This is a genomic window from Streptomyces sp. HUAS MG56, from assembly GCF_058673395.1.
Map to the genome: position 1 here is coordinate 4,863,900 of NZ_CM178722.1, position 16,891 is coordinate 4,880,790.

A 16,891-nucleotide genomic window follows, 5' to 3' on the forward strand; every position below is an offset into this window, starting at 1 on the left:
CTGCTGTGCGCGCCACGGTACCGCCAAGTCGGCGCACGCACCGGGCCAGGACCCCCGTGGGGCCCCGTCGCTCGCTCACGCGCGCGTGCGTCAGCCGAGCAGGACGACCTCCACCTCGTCGCCGGGCTCGGCGGACTCCGTGTCCTCGGGGACGACGATCAGCGCGTCGGCTTGCGCCAGCGCCGCGATCAGGTGCGAACCGGCCCCGCCCACCGGGGCCACCTCGCCGTCGGCGTAGGCGCCCCGCAGGAACTGCCGGCGCCCCTTGGGCGAGCGCAGCGCCTCGTCCGCCTTCAGCGTCGCGCGCGTGCGGGGCCGGTGCAGGTCCGGCAGGCCCATCAGGGCGCGGATGGCGGGGCGGACGAACAGCTCGAAGGAGACGTACGACGACACCGGGTTGCCGGGCAGGGCCAGCAGCGGCGTGTGGTCGGGGCCGATCGAGCCGAAGCCCTGGGGCTTGCCGGGCTGCATGGCGAGCTTGCGGAACTCCACGCCGCCGCCCGCCTCGTCCTCGTCACCGGCGTACGACAGCGCCTCCTTGACCACGTCGTACGCCCCGACGCTCACCCCGCCCGTGGTCACCAGCAGGTCGGCGCGGACGAGCTGGTCCTCGATGGTCGAGCGCAGGGTGTCGGCGTCGTCGGCGACCGCGCCCACCCGGTAGGCGATGGCGCCGGCGTCCCGCGCGGCGGCGGTGAGGGCGAAGCTGTTGGAGTCGTAGATCTGGCCGTCGGCCAGGTCCTCGCCGGGCTGGACGAGTTCGCTGCCGGTGGACATGACGACCACGCGCGGGCGCGGGCGCACGCGTACCGTGCCGCGGCCGATCGCGGCGAGGAGCGCGATCTGCGGCGGGCCGAGGATCGTGCCGGCCTCCAGGGCGCGTTCGCCGGCCTTCACGTCGCTGCCCTTGGCGCGCACGTGCGCGCGTGCCCGGGCGGGACGGTGCACGCGCACCTGCCCCTCGGCGCCCTCGGGGGCCAGGCTGCGTGCCCGCATGCCGCTTACCGGTCCCTCGCCGAGCCCGCCGTCGGTCCACTCGACGGGGACGACGGCCTCGGCGCCCGGCGGCAGCGGGGCGCCGGTCATGATGCGGGCGGCCTGCCCGGGGCCGACCCGGACCGGGTCGGCCGCGCCCGCCGCGACGTCCCCGACGACGTCCAGGACGGCCGGGAACTCCTCACTGGCACCCTCGACGTCCGCGACCCGCACCGCGTACCCGTCCATGGAGCTGTTGTCGAACGGCGGCAGGGACACCGGCACCGTGACGTCGTCGACCAGGACACAGCCCTGGGCGTCGAGCAGTTGCAGCTCGATGGGCTCCAGGGGGCGGACGGCGGAGAGGATGTCCTCCAGGTGCTCGTCCACCGACCACAGATGGTCCGGGCCGGCGGGGCGGGTCGCGGCGCTGCTCAAGACTGCTGCATCTCCTCGGCTACGTAACTGCGAAGCCAGGCCCGGAAGTCCGGGCCCAGGTCTTCACGTTCGCACGCGAGTCTGACAATGGCACGCAGATAGTCGCCGCGGTCGCCGGTGTCGTAGCGGCGGCCCTGGAAGACGACGCCGTGCACCGGACCGCCGACCTTCTCGTCCTGGGCGAGTTGCTGGAGGGCGTCGGTGAGCTGGATCTCGCCGCCGCGGCCCGGCTCGGTCCGGCGGAGTATGTCGAAGATGTGCGGGTCGAGGACGTAGCGGCCGATGACCGCGTAGTGCGACGGGGCGTCCGCCGGGTCCGGCTTCTCGACCAGTCCGGTCACCTTCACGACGTCGGTGTCGGCGGTGGCCTCCACGGCCGCGCAGCCGTAGAGGTGGATCTGCTCGGGCGCGACCTCCATGAGGGCGATCACGCTGCCGCCGTGCTGTTCCTGGATCTCGATCATGCGCTGGAGCAGCGGGTCGCGGGGGTCGATCAGGTCGTCGCCGAGGAGGACGGCGAAGGGCTCGTGGCCGACGTGCGGGGCGGCGCACAGGACGGCGTGGCCCAGGCCCTTGGGGTCGCCCTGGCGGACGTAGTGCATGGTCGCCAGGTCGCTGGACTCCTGGACCTTGGCGAGCCGGCCGGCGTCGCCCTTCTTCTGAAGGGCCGATTCCAGCTCGTAGTTGCGGTCGAAGTGGTCCTCCAGGGGACGCTTGTTGCGTCCGGTGACCATGAGCACGTCGTCGAGACCCGCCGCCACGGCCTCCTCGACCACGTACTGGATCGCCGGCTTGTCGACGACCGGCAGCATCTCCTTGGGAGTGGCCTTGGTGGCCGGCAGGAACCGCGTACCGAGGCCTGCCGCAGGGATGACAGCCTTGCTGATCCTGGGGTGCGACTGAGTCATGCCCGCCACCTTAACCGGCTCTTTGTACGGAATCCGTAGTGCCGGTTGATTGACCCTTTATGACCGCATTGAACAATCAAGAAGGACGCAGACGACCCGTGGAACACGAGGGACGCATGAGCGAGCCTGACAAGCGAACGTTGCGGCGGGAGCTCCTCACGGTGAGGAACAGGTTGACACCGGATGACGCCGACGCGACAGGGCGCGCGCTGGCGGAGCGCGCGCTGGAGCTGCCCGAACTGGCGCGTGCGCGCACGGTGGCGGCGTACGTCTCCGTAGGGAGCGAACCCGGCACGCGGGCGCTGCTGGACGCGCTGCGCGCGCGGGGCGTGCGGGTCCTGCTCCCCGCACTGCTGCCGGACAACGATCTGGACTGGGGCGAGTACACCGGCCCGGACTCCCTCGCGCGGATCCGACACGGCGGAAAGATGGCGCTCTTCGAGCCCGCGGGCGCGCGCCTCGGCCCGGACGCGGTGACGGGCGCCGACGTGGTCCTGCTGCCCGGGCTGGCGGTGGACGCGCGCGGGATGCGCCTGGGGCGGGGCGGAGGGTCGTACGACCGCGTGCTGGCCCGCCTGGAGCGCGCGGGCGTACGACCCCGCCTCGTGGTCCTGCTCCACGACACGGAGGTCGTCGCCCACGTCCCGGCGGAGGCGCACGACAAGCCGGTGCACGCGGTGGTGACGCCCTCCGGCGTGCACCGTTTCCGAGGCGCCTGAGCGGGCGCCGCCCTCACGGAAAACGGCCCTCCACGCGTGCGTGGAGGGCCGTTTCGGGTCGCGTGCCGTCAGGTGCTCACGGCTTCAGGGTGAGCGTGTCGCTCGTGCTCTTGTCGACCGCCGTGGCCGAGAACGACCAGGGCAGCAGCTCGCCCTTGGCCCACAGGCTCGTCTGGTCCGTGTAGTGCGCGCTGAAGGCGTGCCCGGAGGCGCCGGTCAGGTTGATCCACTTGGACTTGTCGAAGTCGGCGAGGTTCACGACCATCCGCATCGACGGCACCCAGACGACGCCGTAGCCGCCCGCGGCGTTCCAGCCGGTCGCGTTGACCGTGGCCTCGCCGCCGCTGAGCTTCCAGGGGCCCCGGTTGAGGATGTACTGCAGGACCTGGGGGCCGTCGGTGCCGAGCGTCTGGTTCTTCAGGAACAGGCGGTGCAGCCGGCCCCAGCTCCAGGTGTCGATGTCCTTGCCGAGCTTGGCGGTCAGCTCCCAGCGGGCGTCGATCATGGCGCGGGCGAAGAGCTGGTCCATGTTGTTCGCGGCGGGGCGAGTGCCCGACTTGGGCGTCTTCCACCAGTCGCTGTCCGGCTTGTCCATCAGGTCGCGCACGACCTCGAACCAGCGGTCGCCGCCGTCCGGCTGCGCCTGGTCGGCGTCGCGCTCACCGCACTCGCGCACCTTGGTGTTGTCGTCGACCGGACCGGTGCTGTCGATCTTGTCGACCCACAGGCACTGGCCCTTGACACGCAGCTCCTTGGGCATCTTGTTGCCGAAGGCGAGCTTGAGGATGTTGCGCCAGACCGAGTTGAAGTACGCGGCCGCCGCGGAGTCGGATTCCTGGGTGTAGTCCCAGCCCTCCAGCAGCTTCTGCGCCTGGCGCACGTTCTTGTCGTCCAGGTTGATCTTCAGCAGCTTCGGCACCAGGAGCTTGGCGATCTCGCTGCTGTTGTCCAGCTGCATCTGCCGCATGTCGTCGGTCGAGATCTTGCCGCCGTCCTTGATCTTGGACTCGATCAGGTCGGTGATGCGCTGGCTGCGTGTGCCGTAGCCCCAGTCGGTGGTCAGCGTGTACGGGTACTTGCCCTTGTCGACCACGGCCTGGTTGGCGGTGACGATGTAGCCGCGCTTGGGGTTGTACTCGTAGGGGAGCTCGCCCTGCTTGACGAAGCCGGTCCAGCGGTACTTCGACTCCCATCCCGGCGCCGGCACGGAGCCGTCGTCCACCGAGGAGCGCGTGGGGATCTTTCCCGGCAGCGTGTAGCCGATGTTGTTGTTGGTGTCGGCGTAGACCAGGTTCTGGGACGGCACGTCGAACAGGGCGGCGGCCTGGCGGAACTCGCTCCAGCCGGAGGCCTTGTCGAGGGCGAAGACGGCGTCCATGGAGGTGCTCGGGTCGAGCGCGGTCCACCGCAGGGCGACGCCGTAGCCGTCACCGCGGTCGGGCGCGGCGGTGTTGACCGTGGCCTTCCTGCCGACCTGGACGAGTTCGTCGTCCCGGTCGGACAGCAGCGGCATCCCGTCCTGGGTCTGGCGGACGACGATCGTCTTGGACGAGCCGCCGGCGACCTTGATGGTCTCCTCGCGGGTCTGGAAGGGCCGGACCTTGCCGTCGTACAGGTAGCCGTTCGCGGTGACCTTCTCCAGGTAGAGGTCGGTCACGTCGACCCCGGAGTTGGTCATGCCCCAGGCGATGTCGGTGTTGTGACCGATTATCACGCCCGGCATGCCGGCGAAGGTGTAACCGCTGACGTCGTACTGGCACTGGGCGGAGACGGTCCGGCAGTGCAGGCCCATCTGGTACCAGACGGACGGCAGGGACGCCGACAGGTGCGGGTCGTTGGCGAGCAGCGGCTTGCCGGTGATGGTGTACTTCCCGGAGACGACCCAGGAGTTGGAGCCGATGCCCTGGCCGTTCACGCCGACGGCGGTCGGGACGTTGTCCAGGACGTTGTAGAGGCCCCCCAGCTGGCTCGTGAGCGACGATCCCGTCGCGCCCGAGGTGGCGGAGCCGGTCGTACCCGTCGCGCCCGCAGAGGCGCCCGTGGAGCCCGTGCTGCCGCCGGTCGCACCCGTCACGCCTGTGCCCTGGGAGCCGCCCGTCGCGCCGCTCTGCTGGAAGGTCCTGGTCAGCTCGTTGTACTGACCCTCCTGCACGATCGGCTTGTTACGGCTGTAGGGGTACTCGGGGTACAGGTCCTTGATCTGCTGCGGGCCGAACCGGCTCGTCATCAGCGCGCGGTCGATCTCGTCCTGCATGTTGCCGCGCAGGTCCCAGGCCATCGCCTTGAGCCAGGAGACGGAGTCGACCGGGGTCCACGGCTGCGGCGTGTAGTCGTTGGTGAGGCCCAGCGCCGCGTACTCCAGGGAGATGTCCTTGCCGTCCTTGCCCTGGAGGTAGGCGTTGACACCCTTGGCATACGCGTCGAGGTACTTCTTCGTGGAGGCCGACAGCTTGGTGTCGTACTCCTGCTTGGCGATCCGGTCCCAGCCGAGGGTGCGCAGGAACTCGTCGTTCTTGACCTGGCTCTTGCCGAACATCTCCGACAGGCGCCCGGAAGTCATGTGCCGGCGCACGTCCATCTCGTAGAACCGGTCCTGCGCCTGCACGTAGCCCTGCGCCATGAACAGGTCCGTGTCGGAGGACGCGTAGATCTGCGGGATGCCGTTGCCGTCCCGCTTCACGTCCACCGGCCCGGACAGGCCCTGGAGCGTGAGCGAACCCGTGGTCTGCGGGAAGGAGGCGCGCACGGTGCTGATCGACCAGTACGCCCCGTAGGCGATGCCGCCGATGACGGCCAGGACCAGCACCAGCACGATCAGTCGGGCTCTGCGCCCCTTCTTCCTGCCGGACTTGGCGGGCTTGTCACCCGTTGTGGCGGTGGTATTCGGGGGCATCGCTGTCCTTGCTGTCCTAACGCGAGCGGCAGGTCGGGCTGTGACTTTGAATGAGCGCTGGAGCAACCATAGGCGCAGGGCCCTGTCCCGCTTGACGCGGAGTGGGGAACCAGCGTGTACGAGCGTTCGATCTTGCCTCGGCGAGCGTCAAGAAAGCGTCAAGAGTTAGGTAAGGTAACGAAGTACTTGGGTGCGGCGTGCCGCAGCCTCGGATCTTGTGTACGTGTGCCCGCGCGCCCCGCGCGCGGGCCAAGGAAGGGAACCGCCGCTGACTGTCCACCACCTCGACCAGCTCCTGCTCGTCTGCTCCCTGGTCCTGCTCGTCGCCGTCGCGGCCGTCCGGATCTCCTCGCGCAGCGGGCTCCCCAGCCTGCTCGTGTACCTGGGGATCGGCATCCTCATGGGCCAGGACGGCATCGGGCACATCCACTTCAACAGCGCCGCGACGACCCAGGTCATCGGGTACGCGGCCCTGGTCGTGATCCTCGCCGAGGGCGGCCTCGGCACGAAGTGGAAAGAGGTCCGCCCGGTCCTGGCCTCCGCCTCCGTCCTGGCGACCGTCGGCGTCGCCGTCAGCGTGGGCGTCACGGCGGCGGGCGCGCACTATCTGGTCGGGCTGGAGTGGCGCCAGGCGCTCATCATCGGCGCGGTGGTGTCGTCGACGGACGCGGCGGCGGTCTTCTCCGTGCTGCGCAGGATTCCCCTCCCCGCGCGCGTGACGGGCACGCTGGAGGCGGAGTCCGGCTTCAACGACGCCCCGGTGGTCATCCTGGTCGTCGCCTTCTCCACGGCGGGACCCGTCGAGCACTGGTACGTCCTGCTGGGCCGGATACTTCTGGAGCTGGCGGTCGGCGCCGCCATAGGGCTCGCGGTGGGCTGGATCGGCTCCTGGGGGCTCAAGCGCGTGGCCCTGCCCGCCTCGGGCCTCTACCCCATCGCCGTGCTGGCCATCGCCGTCACCGCGTACGCCGCCGGCGCCCTGGGGCACGGCAGCGGCTTCCTGGCCGTCTACCTGGCCTCGATGGTGCTCGGCAACGCCAAGCTCCCGCACTGGCCCGCCACACGCGGCTTCGCCGAGGGGCTCGGCTGGATCGCCCAGATCGGCATGTTCGTCCTGCTCGGCCTGCTGGTCACCCCGCACGAGCTGGGTGACGACGTCTGGCCCGCCCTGGTCATAGGCCTGGCCCTGACCATGGTGGCCCGCCCGCTGAGCGTGATCCTCAGCCTCGCGCCGTTCCGCGTGGCATGGCAGGAGCAGACGCTCATGTCGTGGGCGGGACTGCGCGGCGCCGTACCCATCATCCTGGCGACCATCCCGATGGTGAACGGCGTCGCCGGCAGCCGCCGCATCTTCAACATCGTCTTCGTCCTGGTCGTGGTCTACACCCTGGTCCAGGGGCCGACCCTGCCCTGGCTGGCGCGCACGCTGCGGCTGGGCGAGAAGGGCGAGGCCGCGGACCTCGGCATCGAGTCCGCACCCCTGGAGCGGCTGCGCGGGCACCTGCTCTCCGTCTCGATCCCCGAGGGCTCCCGGATGCACGGCGTCGAGGTCAACGAACTGCGGCTGCCGACCGGGGCCGCCGTCACGCTCGTCGTCCGCGATGCAAAATCGTTCGTTCCGCTGCCGACGACCGTGCTGCGCCAGGGCGACGAACTGCTGGTCGTCGCCACCGACCCGGTGCGCGACGCGACGGAACGGCGGCTGCGCGCGGTCGCCCACGGCGGCAAGCTGGCGGGGTGGCTGGGCGTGAGCGGGGCGACCGCCTGGCGGTGAGCGCGGGGCGCACGGGAGCGGGGAGGGCGTGCGTTACGGGTGCGTTTCGTGCGATTCACACGCGCGCCAATCACAGGTGAACAGGCCCGACCGTGCTCGTTTTCACAGGTGCACAAGCCCTTGCTCCCTGTAGTATCAAGGCACCCAGATCGAACCAACTCTGTCTGATGCAGAGCTGGCGCGACCGTATGGCGGCCGGAACGCCCTCCGCAGTGGCACCGGTATCTACCGCAGTTCCGCGCAAGAGGACAGCTCTCGGCGCCCCCGCACGGGCGCGCTACCAGGCGGAAGAAAGGCACGGGCCGTGGAATCCACGGTCACCACCGAGCCGGCGGAGAACCCGTCGGCGTCGTCCCGCCCGGGCTACGGACAGCTGCTGCGCACCCGCGGCGCCTGGACGTTCCTGCTCCCCGGTTTCGCCGCGCGCCAGCCGTTCGCGATGCTCACCCTCTCGATCGTGCTGCTCGTGCAGCACACCACCGGCTCGTACGGCGCGGCGGGCGCCGCCGCGGCCGCGACCGGTGTGTCCATGGCGCTGTTCGCGCCGTACAGCGGCCGTCTCGCCGACCGCTACGGCCAGCGCGCCGTGCTGGTCCCCGGCGTTCTGGTGCACACGCTGTCGGGCCTGACCCTGACGGCGCTCGCGCTGGCGCACGCGCCGCTGTGGGCGCTCTTCCTGGCGGCCGTCCCGACCGGCGCCTCGGTGCCGCAGGTCGGCCCGATGGTGCGGGCGCGCTGGGGCGTGAAGCTCCAGGGTTCGCCCCTGATGGCCACCGCGGCGGCGTTCGAGTCGGTCACGGACGAGCTGACCTTCGTCTTCGGTCCGCTGCTGGCGACCGCGCTGTGCACCACCGTGACGCCCGCGGCGGGCCTGGTCACCGAGGGCGCGCTGACGCTCGTCGGCGGTCTGCTGTTCGCCGCGCAGAAGAGCACGCAGCCGCCGGTCACCGTGGAGACCGGGCACGCGCGCGTGCAGCACGCCTCCGCGCTGCGCGTGCCCGGCGTGCGCGTACTGGTCGTGACGTTCCTCGGGATCGGGTCCGTCTTCGGCGGCATGCAGGTGTCGCTGGCGGCGTTCACCGAGTCGATCGGCGAGCCCGGCCTGAACGGCGTCCTGTACGGCGTCTTCGCCGCCGGAAACATGCTGTCCGGCATCGTCTGCGGCGCGATCGCGTGGAAGGTCGCGCCCCAGCACCGCCTGGTCGCCGGCTACACGGCGCTCGCGATCACCGCGTCCGCCCTGTGGACGGCACACTCGGTCCTGCTGCTCGCCGGGCTCGGCCTGCTCGTCGGCATGTCCATCGCACCGGCGCTGATCACCGGTTACACGCTGGTCGAGGGCCTGGTGCCGGCCGCCGCCCGCACCGAGGCCTTCACCTGGCTGACCGGCGCGGTCGCGCTCGGGCAGGCGGCCGCCGTCACCGTCGCCGGCCAGCTTGAGGACCGGCTGTGGAACGGTGCCGGATTCCTGGTGCCGGCGGCGGGCACCGTGCTCGCGCTGTCGACCCTGGTGACGCTGCGATCGCGGCTGGTCGCACCCCGGCGGAACGTCACCGTCGCACGTGGCGTCGGTCACCGCGTGCCGGTGACGGTGGACTGATCCCCGGGAATACGTCACTATGGACCGTCGTTAGCACTCATCGAGTGAGAGTGCCAGGAGGAAGACAGTGCCGACCTACCAGTACCAGTGCACCGAGTGCGGCGAGGGCCTTGAGGCGGTGCAGAAGTTCACCGACGACGCCCTGACCGAGTGCCCCAACTGCGGTGGCCGCCTGAAGAAGGTGTTCTCCGCGGTCGGCATCGTCTTCAAGGGCTCCGGCTTCTACCGCAACGACTCCCGCGGCTCCACGTCGAGCAGCAGCCCGGCGTCCAAGCCGTCCGGCTCGTCGTCGAGCACCACGTCGTCGGGCACCACGTCCTCGTCGTCCGACGCGAAGCCGTCCTCCTCCTCGTCGAGCTCCGCCAAGAGCTCCGCCGCCTGACCCGCTCACACCGCACCCTGCCGTCGCGCGACGGCAGGGTTTCCGGCGTTTCCGGGCACCGCCTCCCCCGCTCTTTCGCCGACAGCTAGTGTGCTGACCATGGCGAACGCAGAGATCGGTGTAATCGGCGGCTCAGGCTTCTACTCGTTCCTCAAGGACGTGACCGAGGTCCAGGTGGACACCCCCTACGGGCCGCCCAGCGACTCCCTCTTCTTCGGCGAGATCGCCGGCCGGCGGGTCGCCTTCCTGCCCCGGCACGGCCGCGGCCACCACCTTCCGCCGCACCGCATCAACTACCGCGCCAACCTGTGGGCACTGCGCTCCGTCGGCGTCCGTCAGGTGCTCGGCCCGTGCGCGGTGGGCGGGCTGCGCCCCGAGTACGGCCCCGGCACCCTGCTCGTGCCGGACCAGATGGTGGACCGTACGAAGTCCAGGGCGCAGACGTACTTCGACGGGCTGCCGCTGCCCGACGGCACGGTGCCGAACGTCGTGCACGTCTCCATGGCCGACCCCTACTGCCCCGCCGGACGCGCCGCCGCGCTGAAGGCGGCCCGCGGCCGGAACTGGGAACCGGTGGACGGCGGCACGCTGGTCGTGGTCGAGGGGCCGCGCTTCTCGACGCGTGCCGAATCGTTGTGGCACCAGGCGCAGGGCTGGTCGGTCGTGGGCATGACGGGCCACCCGGAAGCGGCGCTCGCCCGGGAACTGGAGCTGTGCTACACATCGCTGACCTTGGTCACCGACCTCGACGCGGGCGCCGAGACCGGCGAAGGCGTCTCGCACGAGGAGGTGCTGGAGGTGTTCGCCGCCAACGTGGACCGGTTGCGCGGTGTGCTGTTCGACGCGGTGGCGGCGCTGCCCGGGACCGGGGAGCGGGACTGCCCGTGCGGGAACGCGCTCGGCGGGATGGACCCGGGCTTCGAACTGCCGTAGGACACCGGCCGGTTAGGGGCCGGTTCACGGCCGGGCCTGTGGACAAGGGGGCGGAATTCCACGTTCGGGTGGCCGAGTTGTCCACAACCCGTCCGTCTTCCACCGGCTCCGCCGGGATTCGGCGCGATGTCCCATCGTGGCATCGCAAGCCGAATTCCTCGTCGCAGGCGGTGGTCTCCCATGCCTTGGTCCTCGTCGTCCCCCTCGTCGCCCCCCGCTCCGCACTCGCCTCCTCCCGCTCCTCTCCCCTGTCCGCCTCCCATCCGGCTCCCGCGTCCGCTGGGCACGGACGCCCCCGCGACGTGTGAGGTCCCGCAGTTCCCTCCGGTGTGGGTGCGCGGCGGGCGGTATCAGCTGCAACGGCTCGTACGACACCGCCGGCGGGCCATCGCGGCCGGCCTCGCGGTGACCGCGGCCGCGCTCGTCGCGGCCGGGCCGCGCACGGCGACCGCACCGCACGGCGCGGAACAGCCCCGCGGTCATCCGGTCACCGCCCCTGTACGGCGCCATGCGCCGGTGGAGGTGGTGACGGCACCCGTGCGGATCGCCGACGCCGCCACGGTCCGGCTGCTACGGCCCGGCGACCGCGTCGACGTGATCGCCGCGGAGGACCCGTCGGCCGGGGGCGTCGCCCGAGTGCTCGCGCGCGGTGTGCGCGTGACCAGGGTTCCGGAGCCTTTGGACGGCGGGGCCGAGAGCGGGGCGCTCGTGGTGCTGTCGGTACCGCGCGCCACGGCGGCCCGGCTCGTCGGCGCGAGCGCCACGGCCCGCCTGGCGGTGACGCTGTGCTGAACCGACGGGGACGATTCTTCGGCGGCTTGCTGTCAAGTCGCTCGATCGAGCGACGGGACTGGACACAATGGCCGCACCGTGCCGTAGGTTGCGGAGCGTTTCGTTCCACAACCTGTGCACGCGAGGAGTGTCCCCGAGGTGAGCGCGAAGAAGGAACCGAGCGTCTGGCAGGGCTTCAAGGCCTTCCTGATGCGCGGCAACGTCGTCGATCTGGCAGTCGCGGTGGTTATCGGCGCGGCCTTCACGAACATCGTGAACTCGGTCGTGAAGGGGGTCATCAACCCGCTGGTCGGCGCCTTCGGCACCAAGAGCCTGGACAACTACAGCTCCTGCCTGAGCTCCACGTGCGGTGCCAACCAGGGCATCCACATCATGTGGGGTTCCGTCCTCGGTGCCACGCTCAACTTCCTGATCACCGCGGCAGTCGTGTACTTCCTGATGGTCCTGCCGATGTCGAAGTACCTGGCCCGGCAGGCGGCGCAGAAGGCCGCGCGGGAGGGCACGAAGGAGGTCATCGAGGTGACCGAGCTGGAGGTGCTCAAGGAGATCCGCGACGCGCTGGTCGCCCAGCGCGGGTCGGGGCACGACGAACGCTAGCGGCGCCGCCGCGCGAGGCTCGGAGGCGGCGGCGGGCTCAGAGGTGGTGGGGCGGCTTCTCGTCGAGGAAGCGCAACAGGTCGGCGGCGCTGTCACCGTCCGTGCGCTCGCCCCATCCGCGGTCGGTGTCGTCCGAGGACTGCTGGTCCAGCGGGTCGTCGAAGACCAGCGCGGGCTTCGGGTCGCGGGGCTCGGATTCGGGGGCGGTGCTCATGCCCCAAGGGTACGGCCCCGCCTCCGGCGGCCAGGGCATTTGTGAATCCGTTCACAAGATTTCGGGGCGGATTTCTGCTGTCCTGGGAGGCATGACGTCGAGTTCCGCTCCGCCGCCCGCCTCCTCGGGCGCACCCCGGCTCCCCGGGCCTCTGCGACGGCTCACCTCGCGCGGGCGCGACGAAGCGCACCGGGTCTCCTCCCCGCTAGAGCTGTTCTTCGACCTGTGCTTCGTCGTGGCGATCGCGCAGGCGGGCGTGCAACTGGTCCACGCCGTCGCCGAAGGGCACGCCGGCGGCGGAATCCTCAACTACGCCATGCAGTTCTTCGCCATCTGGTGGGCCTGGATGAACTTCACCTGGTTCGCCTCGGCGTACGACAACGACGACGCCCTCTACCGGGTCGTCACCCTGGTGCAGATCGCCGGTGTCCTGGTGCTGGCCGCCGGTGTGTCCCAGGCCTTCCAGAGTCACGACTACCTGATGGTCTGGCTCGGCTACCTGATCATGCGGCTGGCGATGGCCGCACAGTGGCTGAGAGCCGCGAGAGCGGCCACCGGCGCGGAGAGAACGATGGCGCTCCGTTACGCGTGCGGTGTGCTGCTGTGCCAGGTCGGCTGGACCGGGCTGGTGGTCCTGCCCGGGCCCGCCCGGCCCTGGGTGTTCCTCGTGATGGCGATCGCGGAGATGTGCGTGCCGCTGTACGCCGAGAAGAGCAGCACGACCTCCTGGCATCCGCATCACATCGCCGAGCGGTACGGCCTGTTCACCATCATCGTGCTCGGCGAGACGATCTCCGCGGCGACGATCGCCGTGAAGTCGGCGGTGAACGAGCACAGCGCGCTGGGCGAGCTGCTGCCGATCGCGGCGGGCGGCCTGCTGATCGTCTTCTCCGCGTGGTGGATCTACTTCGTGGTGCCCATCCACGGTCACCTGCGCTCCAACGGGCAGGCGTTCCTCTGGGGTTACGGCCACTACCTGATCTTCGCGTCGGCCGCGGCGATCGGCGCCGGCCTGGAGGTCGCGGTGGAGCAGACGGTCGGCAAGACCCACATCTCCACGCTGTCCGCCTCGGCTGCGGTGACCCTGCCCACGGCGCTGTATCTGCTGACCGTCTGGGCGCTGCATTCGCGGCACTTCAAGGTCGGTATCGCCCAGCAGCTGGTGCTGCCGGGCACGGCGCTGCTGGTGATCTGCTGCACCTTCCTGGGCCACTGGGCGGTGCTCGCGGCCGGGCTCGTCTGCGCCGGCGCGGTGGCGACCGGAGTGACGCTGACGGCGCGCATGGCCGGCCGGGAGCGTGCGGCGAGCGCCGGCGCATCGGCCCACTGAGCCCTCACCGGTGCCCGGGCGGCCACACTTGCCCCCATGACAGTTGACGCATTGACGGACGTCGCCGGGGTGCGGGTGGGGCACGCCACCCGCACCGGGGACGGCTGGCTCACCGGCACCACCGTCGTCCTCGCTCCCGAGGGCGGCGCCGTCGCCGCCGTGGACGTGCGCGGCGGCGGCCCGGGCACGAAGGAGACCGACGCGCTCGACCCGCGCAACGTGGTGCAGCGGGTCGACGCGATCGTGCTGACCGGGGGCAGCGCCTACGGGCTCGACGCGGCGTCCGGGGTGATGGCCTGGCTGGAGGAGCGCTCGCGCGGAGTGCGGGTGGGGCCGGACCCGGCGCACGTCGTGCCGGTCGTGCCCGCCGCGTGCCTCTTCGACCTGGGGCGCGGGGGAGACTTCCGCGCGCGGCCCGACGCGGCGACGGGCCGCGCGGCGGTGGAGGCCGCGGCGGCGACCGCCCCGGGTGCCCTTGTGCCCGAGGGGTGTGTCGGGGCCGGTGCGGGCGCCGTGGCGGGGCGGCTGAAGGGCGGGGTGGGAACCGCGAGCACGGTGCTCGACTCGGGCGTCACCGTGGCCGCGCTGGCGGTCGTGAACGCCGCGGGTGCCGTGGTGGACACCGGTACGGGGGCGCTGTACGGAGAGTTGTTGCTGCGGGGGCGGGTGGAGTATCCGCAGGAACGCGTGGTGGCGGCCGCGCGCCGACGGCTCGACGAAGCCGCCGCCAGGAACGCGCCGCCCCCGCTCAACACGACGCTGGCGGTGGTCGCGACCGACGCGGACCTCTCCAAGGCGCAGGCGCAGAAGCTGGCGGGGACGGCGCACGACGGCATCGCGCGCGCCGTGCGTCCGGTGCATCTCCTGCACGACGGGGACACGGTGTTCGCGCTGGCGACCGGCGCGCGCCCGCTCGACGGGCATCCCCTGGCGCTCAACGACATCCTGGCCGCCGGCGCGGATCTCGTGACGCGCGCGATCGTCCGGGGCGTGCGGGCCGCCGAGTCGGTCGACGGGCGGGGCGGAGTGTGGCCGTCGTACGGGGAGTTGTACGAGGAGCGGTAGGGGTGGTGCGGGGGTCCGGCGGGGCCGGATTGTCGCGGTTCTGTCACGTGATGGCGTTCAGGGGAGCCGGCGGGAACCTACCCGGGTGCCGGAGCACTCTTTCTCCACGCACTGGAACGGATCACGCACATCACATGAACCTGGAGCAGCCCGTGACAACGCCGGACATTGCAGCGCGGCGCGTACTGGGGGCCTGTGCCGCCCTGATGGTCGGCACCCTCACCCTGACCGCCTGTGGTGGCAGCGCCAACGCCACCGACGACAAGGGCGGCAAGGACTCCCCCAAGACGTCGACCGCGAAGATCATGATCTCGGCGAAGGACGGTTCGACCAGCGCGTCCATCAACGCGACCGGCGTGAAGGTCAGCGACGGCAAGCTGACGGACGTGAAGATGACCGTGTCGGGGACCGGGCAGACCGTGGCCGGGGCGATATCGGCGGACGGCAGCACCTGGAAGCCGAAGGAGCAGCTGGACCGCGGGACGAAGTACCAGATCGCCGCGACCGCGAAGGACGCGAACGGGCGTACCGCGGCGGCCAATTCCATCTTCACCACCGTCACCTCGGCGAACAGCTTCATCGGCACCTACACGCCGGACGACGGCAGCACGGTCGGGGTGGGCATGCCGGTGTCGTTCACCTTCGACAAGGCGATCACCGACAAGAAGGCCGTGCAGTCGCACATCACGGTCAACTCCAGCAGTGGCCAGCAGGTGGTCGGGCACTGGTTCGGGAACCAGCGCCTGGACTTCCGGCCGCAGGAGTACTGGAAGGCCGGTTCCAAGGTCACGATGAAGATCGACCTGGACGGGGTCCAGGGCGCGAACGGTGTCTACGGGGTGCAGAAGAAGACCGTCACCTTCACCGTCGGGCGCGCGCAGGTGTCCACGGTCGACGCCAACACGCAGACGATGACGGTCGTGCGGGACGGCCAGACGATCAAGTCGGTGCCGATCTCCGCGGGCAGCGCGGAGCACACGACGTACAACGGGCAGATGGTGATCGCCGAGAAGTTCGTGCAGACCCGCATGAACGGCTCGACGGTCGGCTTCGGCGGGGAGTACGACATCCCGGACGTGCCGCACGCGATGCGGCTGACCTCGTCGGGGACGTTCATCCACGGCAACTACTGGTACAACAAGGGCAACCCGCCCTTCGGGCGCTCGGGCACCAGCCACGGCTGTGTCGGGCTCGCGGACGTGCAGGGGGCGCAGGGTGACACCCAGGCCAAGTGGTTCTTCGACAACTCGCTCGTCGGGGACGTCGTGATCGTGAAGAACTCCCCGGACACGACGGTCGCCCCGGACAACGGGCTGAACGGCTGGAACATGTCGTGGAGCGCCTGGACCGCCGGAAGTGCCGTCTGAGCGGCGACTTTTGACGTGATGTGGGGCCGCGCGGGAACTTCTCGCGCGGCCCGCGCGTTTTCCCGGCGTACGTTTTCTCGGTTCCCGGACATGATGTCCGACCGAGGGGCTACGGTATGCACCCACAAGGTGACATGCAGCAACGCCGGGAGATGTCTTGAGCGTTCCGTACGAGACGGCAGCGTACGAACCAGCCGAGTCGCCCGAGTCTCCGGAGGAGCATCTCGCGCGACTCCTCGGCCGTGCCCTGAACTCCTTCGAGCTGCCCGACGACGTGATACGGCGGCTCGACTGCGCGCTGGCGCACGACAGTTCGCTGCACTCCGCGTACCACAGCGCGGGGCTGCACCGGGAGACGTACCGGCACACCTGGCTGCTCGCCGACGGCTCGGCGGTCACGCTGTGGGAGCTCGTCCACAACCCCACGCCGGGCAGCGCACCGGAACACGAGGTGTACGTCGACGACGAGGAGCTGCAGACGGCCACGGCCCGGCTCGGGCTGCCGCCGGACGCGCCGGAGTTCGAGCTGCCCGCGCCGATGCGGCTGTGGGCGATTCCCGAGCCCCGGCATGTGTTCGCCTCCGACGACTCGGCGGACCACGCGCGCCGGCTGCTGCGCCGCGCGGAGAATCCGGACCGGCCCGGCGCGCAGACGGCGGCGCTGCTGGCGACGGCGACGGCGCACGAGATCACGCAGGCGTTCGGGCGCCCGGGGCGGGCCGGACGCGTGGGGTTGAGCTACGCGCTGTACGAGCACGCGTTCCTGCTGCCGGACGAGAGCGAGATCTCCCTGTGGGAGGTCGAGCACACGGCGACGCCCGACGGACGGCACATGTGCGAGGTCTACATGTCGGAGGACGAGGCGCGGGACGCCATGGAGCGGCGGGCGGCGCGGCACGGGTAG

General features: G+C 70.8%; 15 protein-coding genes. 11 read left to right on the plus strand and 4 right to left on the minus strand.

Annotation, left to right across the window (positions count from 1 at the left end):
* Positions 1-90 precede the first annotated feature (90 nt).
* Positions 91-1,413: a molybdotransferase-like divisome protein Glp gene (gene glp, locus AC4OXY_RS22980; RefSeq protein ID WP_362821419.1), complete on the minus strand. Its 1,323-nt coding sequence runs from the start codon at positions 1,411-1,413 to the stop codon at positions 91-93.
* The gene (galU, locus tag AC4OXY_RS22985) at positions 1,410-2,321 is read right to left on the minus strand and encodes a UTP--glucose-1-phosphate uridylyltransferase GalU (protein WP_376287364.1); all 912 of its coding nucleotides are present in this window, start codon (positions 2,319-2,321) and stop codon (positions 1,410-1,412) included. The genes glp and galU overlap by 4 nt, the downstream gene beginning before the upstream one ends.
* Positions 2,322-2,437: 116 nt before the next feature.
* Between galU and AC4OXY_RS22990 the strand changes: the two genes are divergently transcribed.
* On the plus strand, positions 2,438-3,040 hold the full coding sequence (locus tag AC4OXY_RS22990) for a 5-formyltetrahydrofolate cyclo-ligase (protein ID WP_356036914.1): 603 nt from the start codon (positions 2,438-2,440) through the stop codon (positions 3,038-3,040).
* 76 nt (positions 3,041-3,116) lie between these two features.
* On the opposite strand, the gene AC4OXY_RS22995 is transcribed toward AC4OXY_RS22990, so the two are convergent.
* On the minus strand, positions 3,117-5,933 hold the full coding sequence (locus tag AC4OXY_RS22995) for a penicillin acylase family protein (RefSeq protein WP_491994534.1): 2,817 nt from the start codon (positions 5,931-5,933) through the stop codon (positions 3,117-3,119).
* A 223-nt stretch (positions 5,934-6,156) separates the two neighbouring features.
* Here AC4OXY_RS22995 and AC4OXY_RS23000 point away from each other — a divergent pair, with 223 nt between their 5' ends.
* The 6 genes from AC4OXY_RS23000 to mscL all read left to right on the plus strand — a co-directional run bounded on the left by AC4OXY_RS23000 (position 6,157) and on the right by mscL (position 12,011).
* Positions 6,157-7,707: a potassium/proton antiporter gene (locus tag AC4OXY_RS23000; RefSeq protein ID WP_356036920.1), complete on the plus strand. Its 1,551-nt coding sequence runs from the start codon at positions 6,157-6,159 to the stop codon at positions 7,705-7,707.
* Between the two features lie 304 nt (positions 7,708-8,011).
* Positions 8,012-9,307, plus strand: a complete 1,296-nt coding sequence (locus AC4OXY_RS23005; RefSeq protein ID WP_491994535.1) for an MFS transporter — start codon at positions 8,012-8,014, stop codon at positions 9,305-9,307.
* Positions 9,308-9,374: 67 nt separating this feature from the next.
* Positions 9,375-9,689 carry an FmdB family zinc ribbon protein gene (locus AC4OXY_RS23010; protein WP_356036925.1) on the plus strand — a complete coding sequence of 105 codons (315 nt, stop codon included), beginning with the start codon at positions 9,375-9,377 and terminating at the stop codon, positions 9,687-9,689.
* 99 nt (positions 9,690-9,788) lie between these two features.
* Positions 9,789-10,622, plus strand: coding sequence for an S-methyl-5'-thioadenosine phosphorylase (locus tag AC4OXY_RS23015; RefSeq protein ID WP_491994536.1), 834 nt, complete (start codon positions 9,789-9,791; stop codon positions 10,620-10,622).
* A 180-nt stretch (positions 10,623-10,802) separates the two neighbouring features.
* Complete coding sequence (locus AC4OXY_RS23020) at positions 10,803-11,414, plus strand: hypothetical protein (RefSeq protein WP_491994537.1); 612 nt, start codon at positions 10,803-10,805, stop codon at positions 11,412-11,414.
* Between the two features lie 138 nt (positions 11,415-11,552).
* Positions 11,553-12,011 carry a large conductance mechanosensitive channel protein MscL gene (mscL, locus tag AC4OXY_RS23025; RefSeq protein WP_356036933.1) on the plus strand — a complete coding sequence of 153 codons (459 nt, stop codon included), beginning with the start codon at positions 11,553-11,555 and terminating at the stop codon, positions 12,009-12,011.
* Positions 12,012-12,048: 37 nt separating this feature from the next.
* On the opposite strand, the gene AC4OXY_RS23030 is transcribed toward mscL, so the two are convergent.
* Positions 12,049-12,225, minus strand: coding sequence for a hypothetical protein (locus AC4OXY_RS23030; protein ID WP_376287371.1), 177 nt, complete (start codon positions 12,223-12,225; stop codon positions 12,049-12,051).
* 91 nt (positions 12,226-12,316) lie between these two features.
* Between AC4OXY_RS23030 and AC4OXY_RS23035 the strand changes: the two genes are divergently transcribed.
* The 4 genes from AC4OXY_RS23035 to AC4OXY_RS23050 all read left to right on the plus strand — a co-directional run bounded on the left by AC4OXY_RS23035 (position 12,317) and on the right by AC4OXY_RS23050 (position 16,891).
* Positions 12,317-13,555 carry a low temperature requirement protein A gene (locus AC4OXY_RS23035; RefSeq protein WP_491994538.1) on the plus strand — a complete coding sequence of 413 codons (1,239 nt, stop codon included), beginning with the start codon at positions 12,317-12,319 and terminating at the stop codon, positions 13,553-13,555.
* A gap of 36 nt (positions 13,556-13,591) precedes the next feature.
* Entirely contained in the window at positions 13,592-14,620 is a 1,029-nt protein-coding gene (locus tag AC4OXY_RS23040; protein ID WP_491994539.1) for a P1 family peptidase, read from the plus strand.
* Positions 14,621-14,772: 152 nt separating this feature from the next.
* Complete coding sequence (locus AC4OXY_RS23045) at positions 14,773-15,987, plus strand: L,D-transpeptidase (RefSeq protein ID WP_356036981.1); 1,215 nt, start codon at positions 14,773-14,775, stop codon at positions 15,985-15,987.
* A gap of 157 nt (positions 15,988-16,144) precedes the next feature.
* On the plus strand, positions 16,145-16,891 hold the full coding sequence (locus AC4OXY_RS23050) for a DUF6227 family protein (RefSeq protein WP_491994540.1): 747 nt from the start codon (positions 16,145-16,147) through the stop codon (positions 16,889-16,891).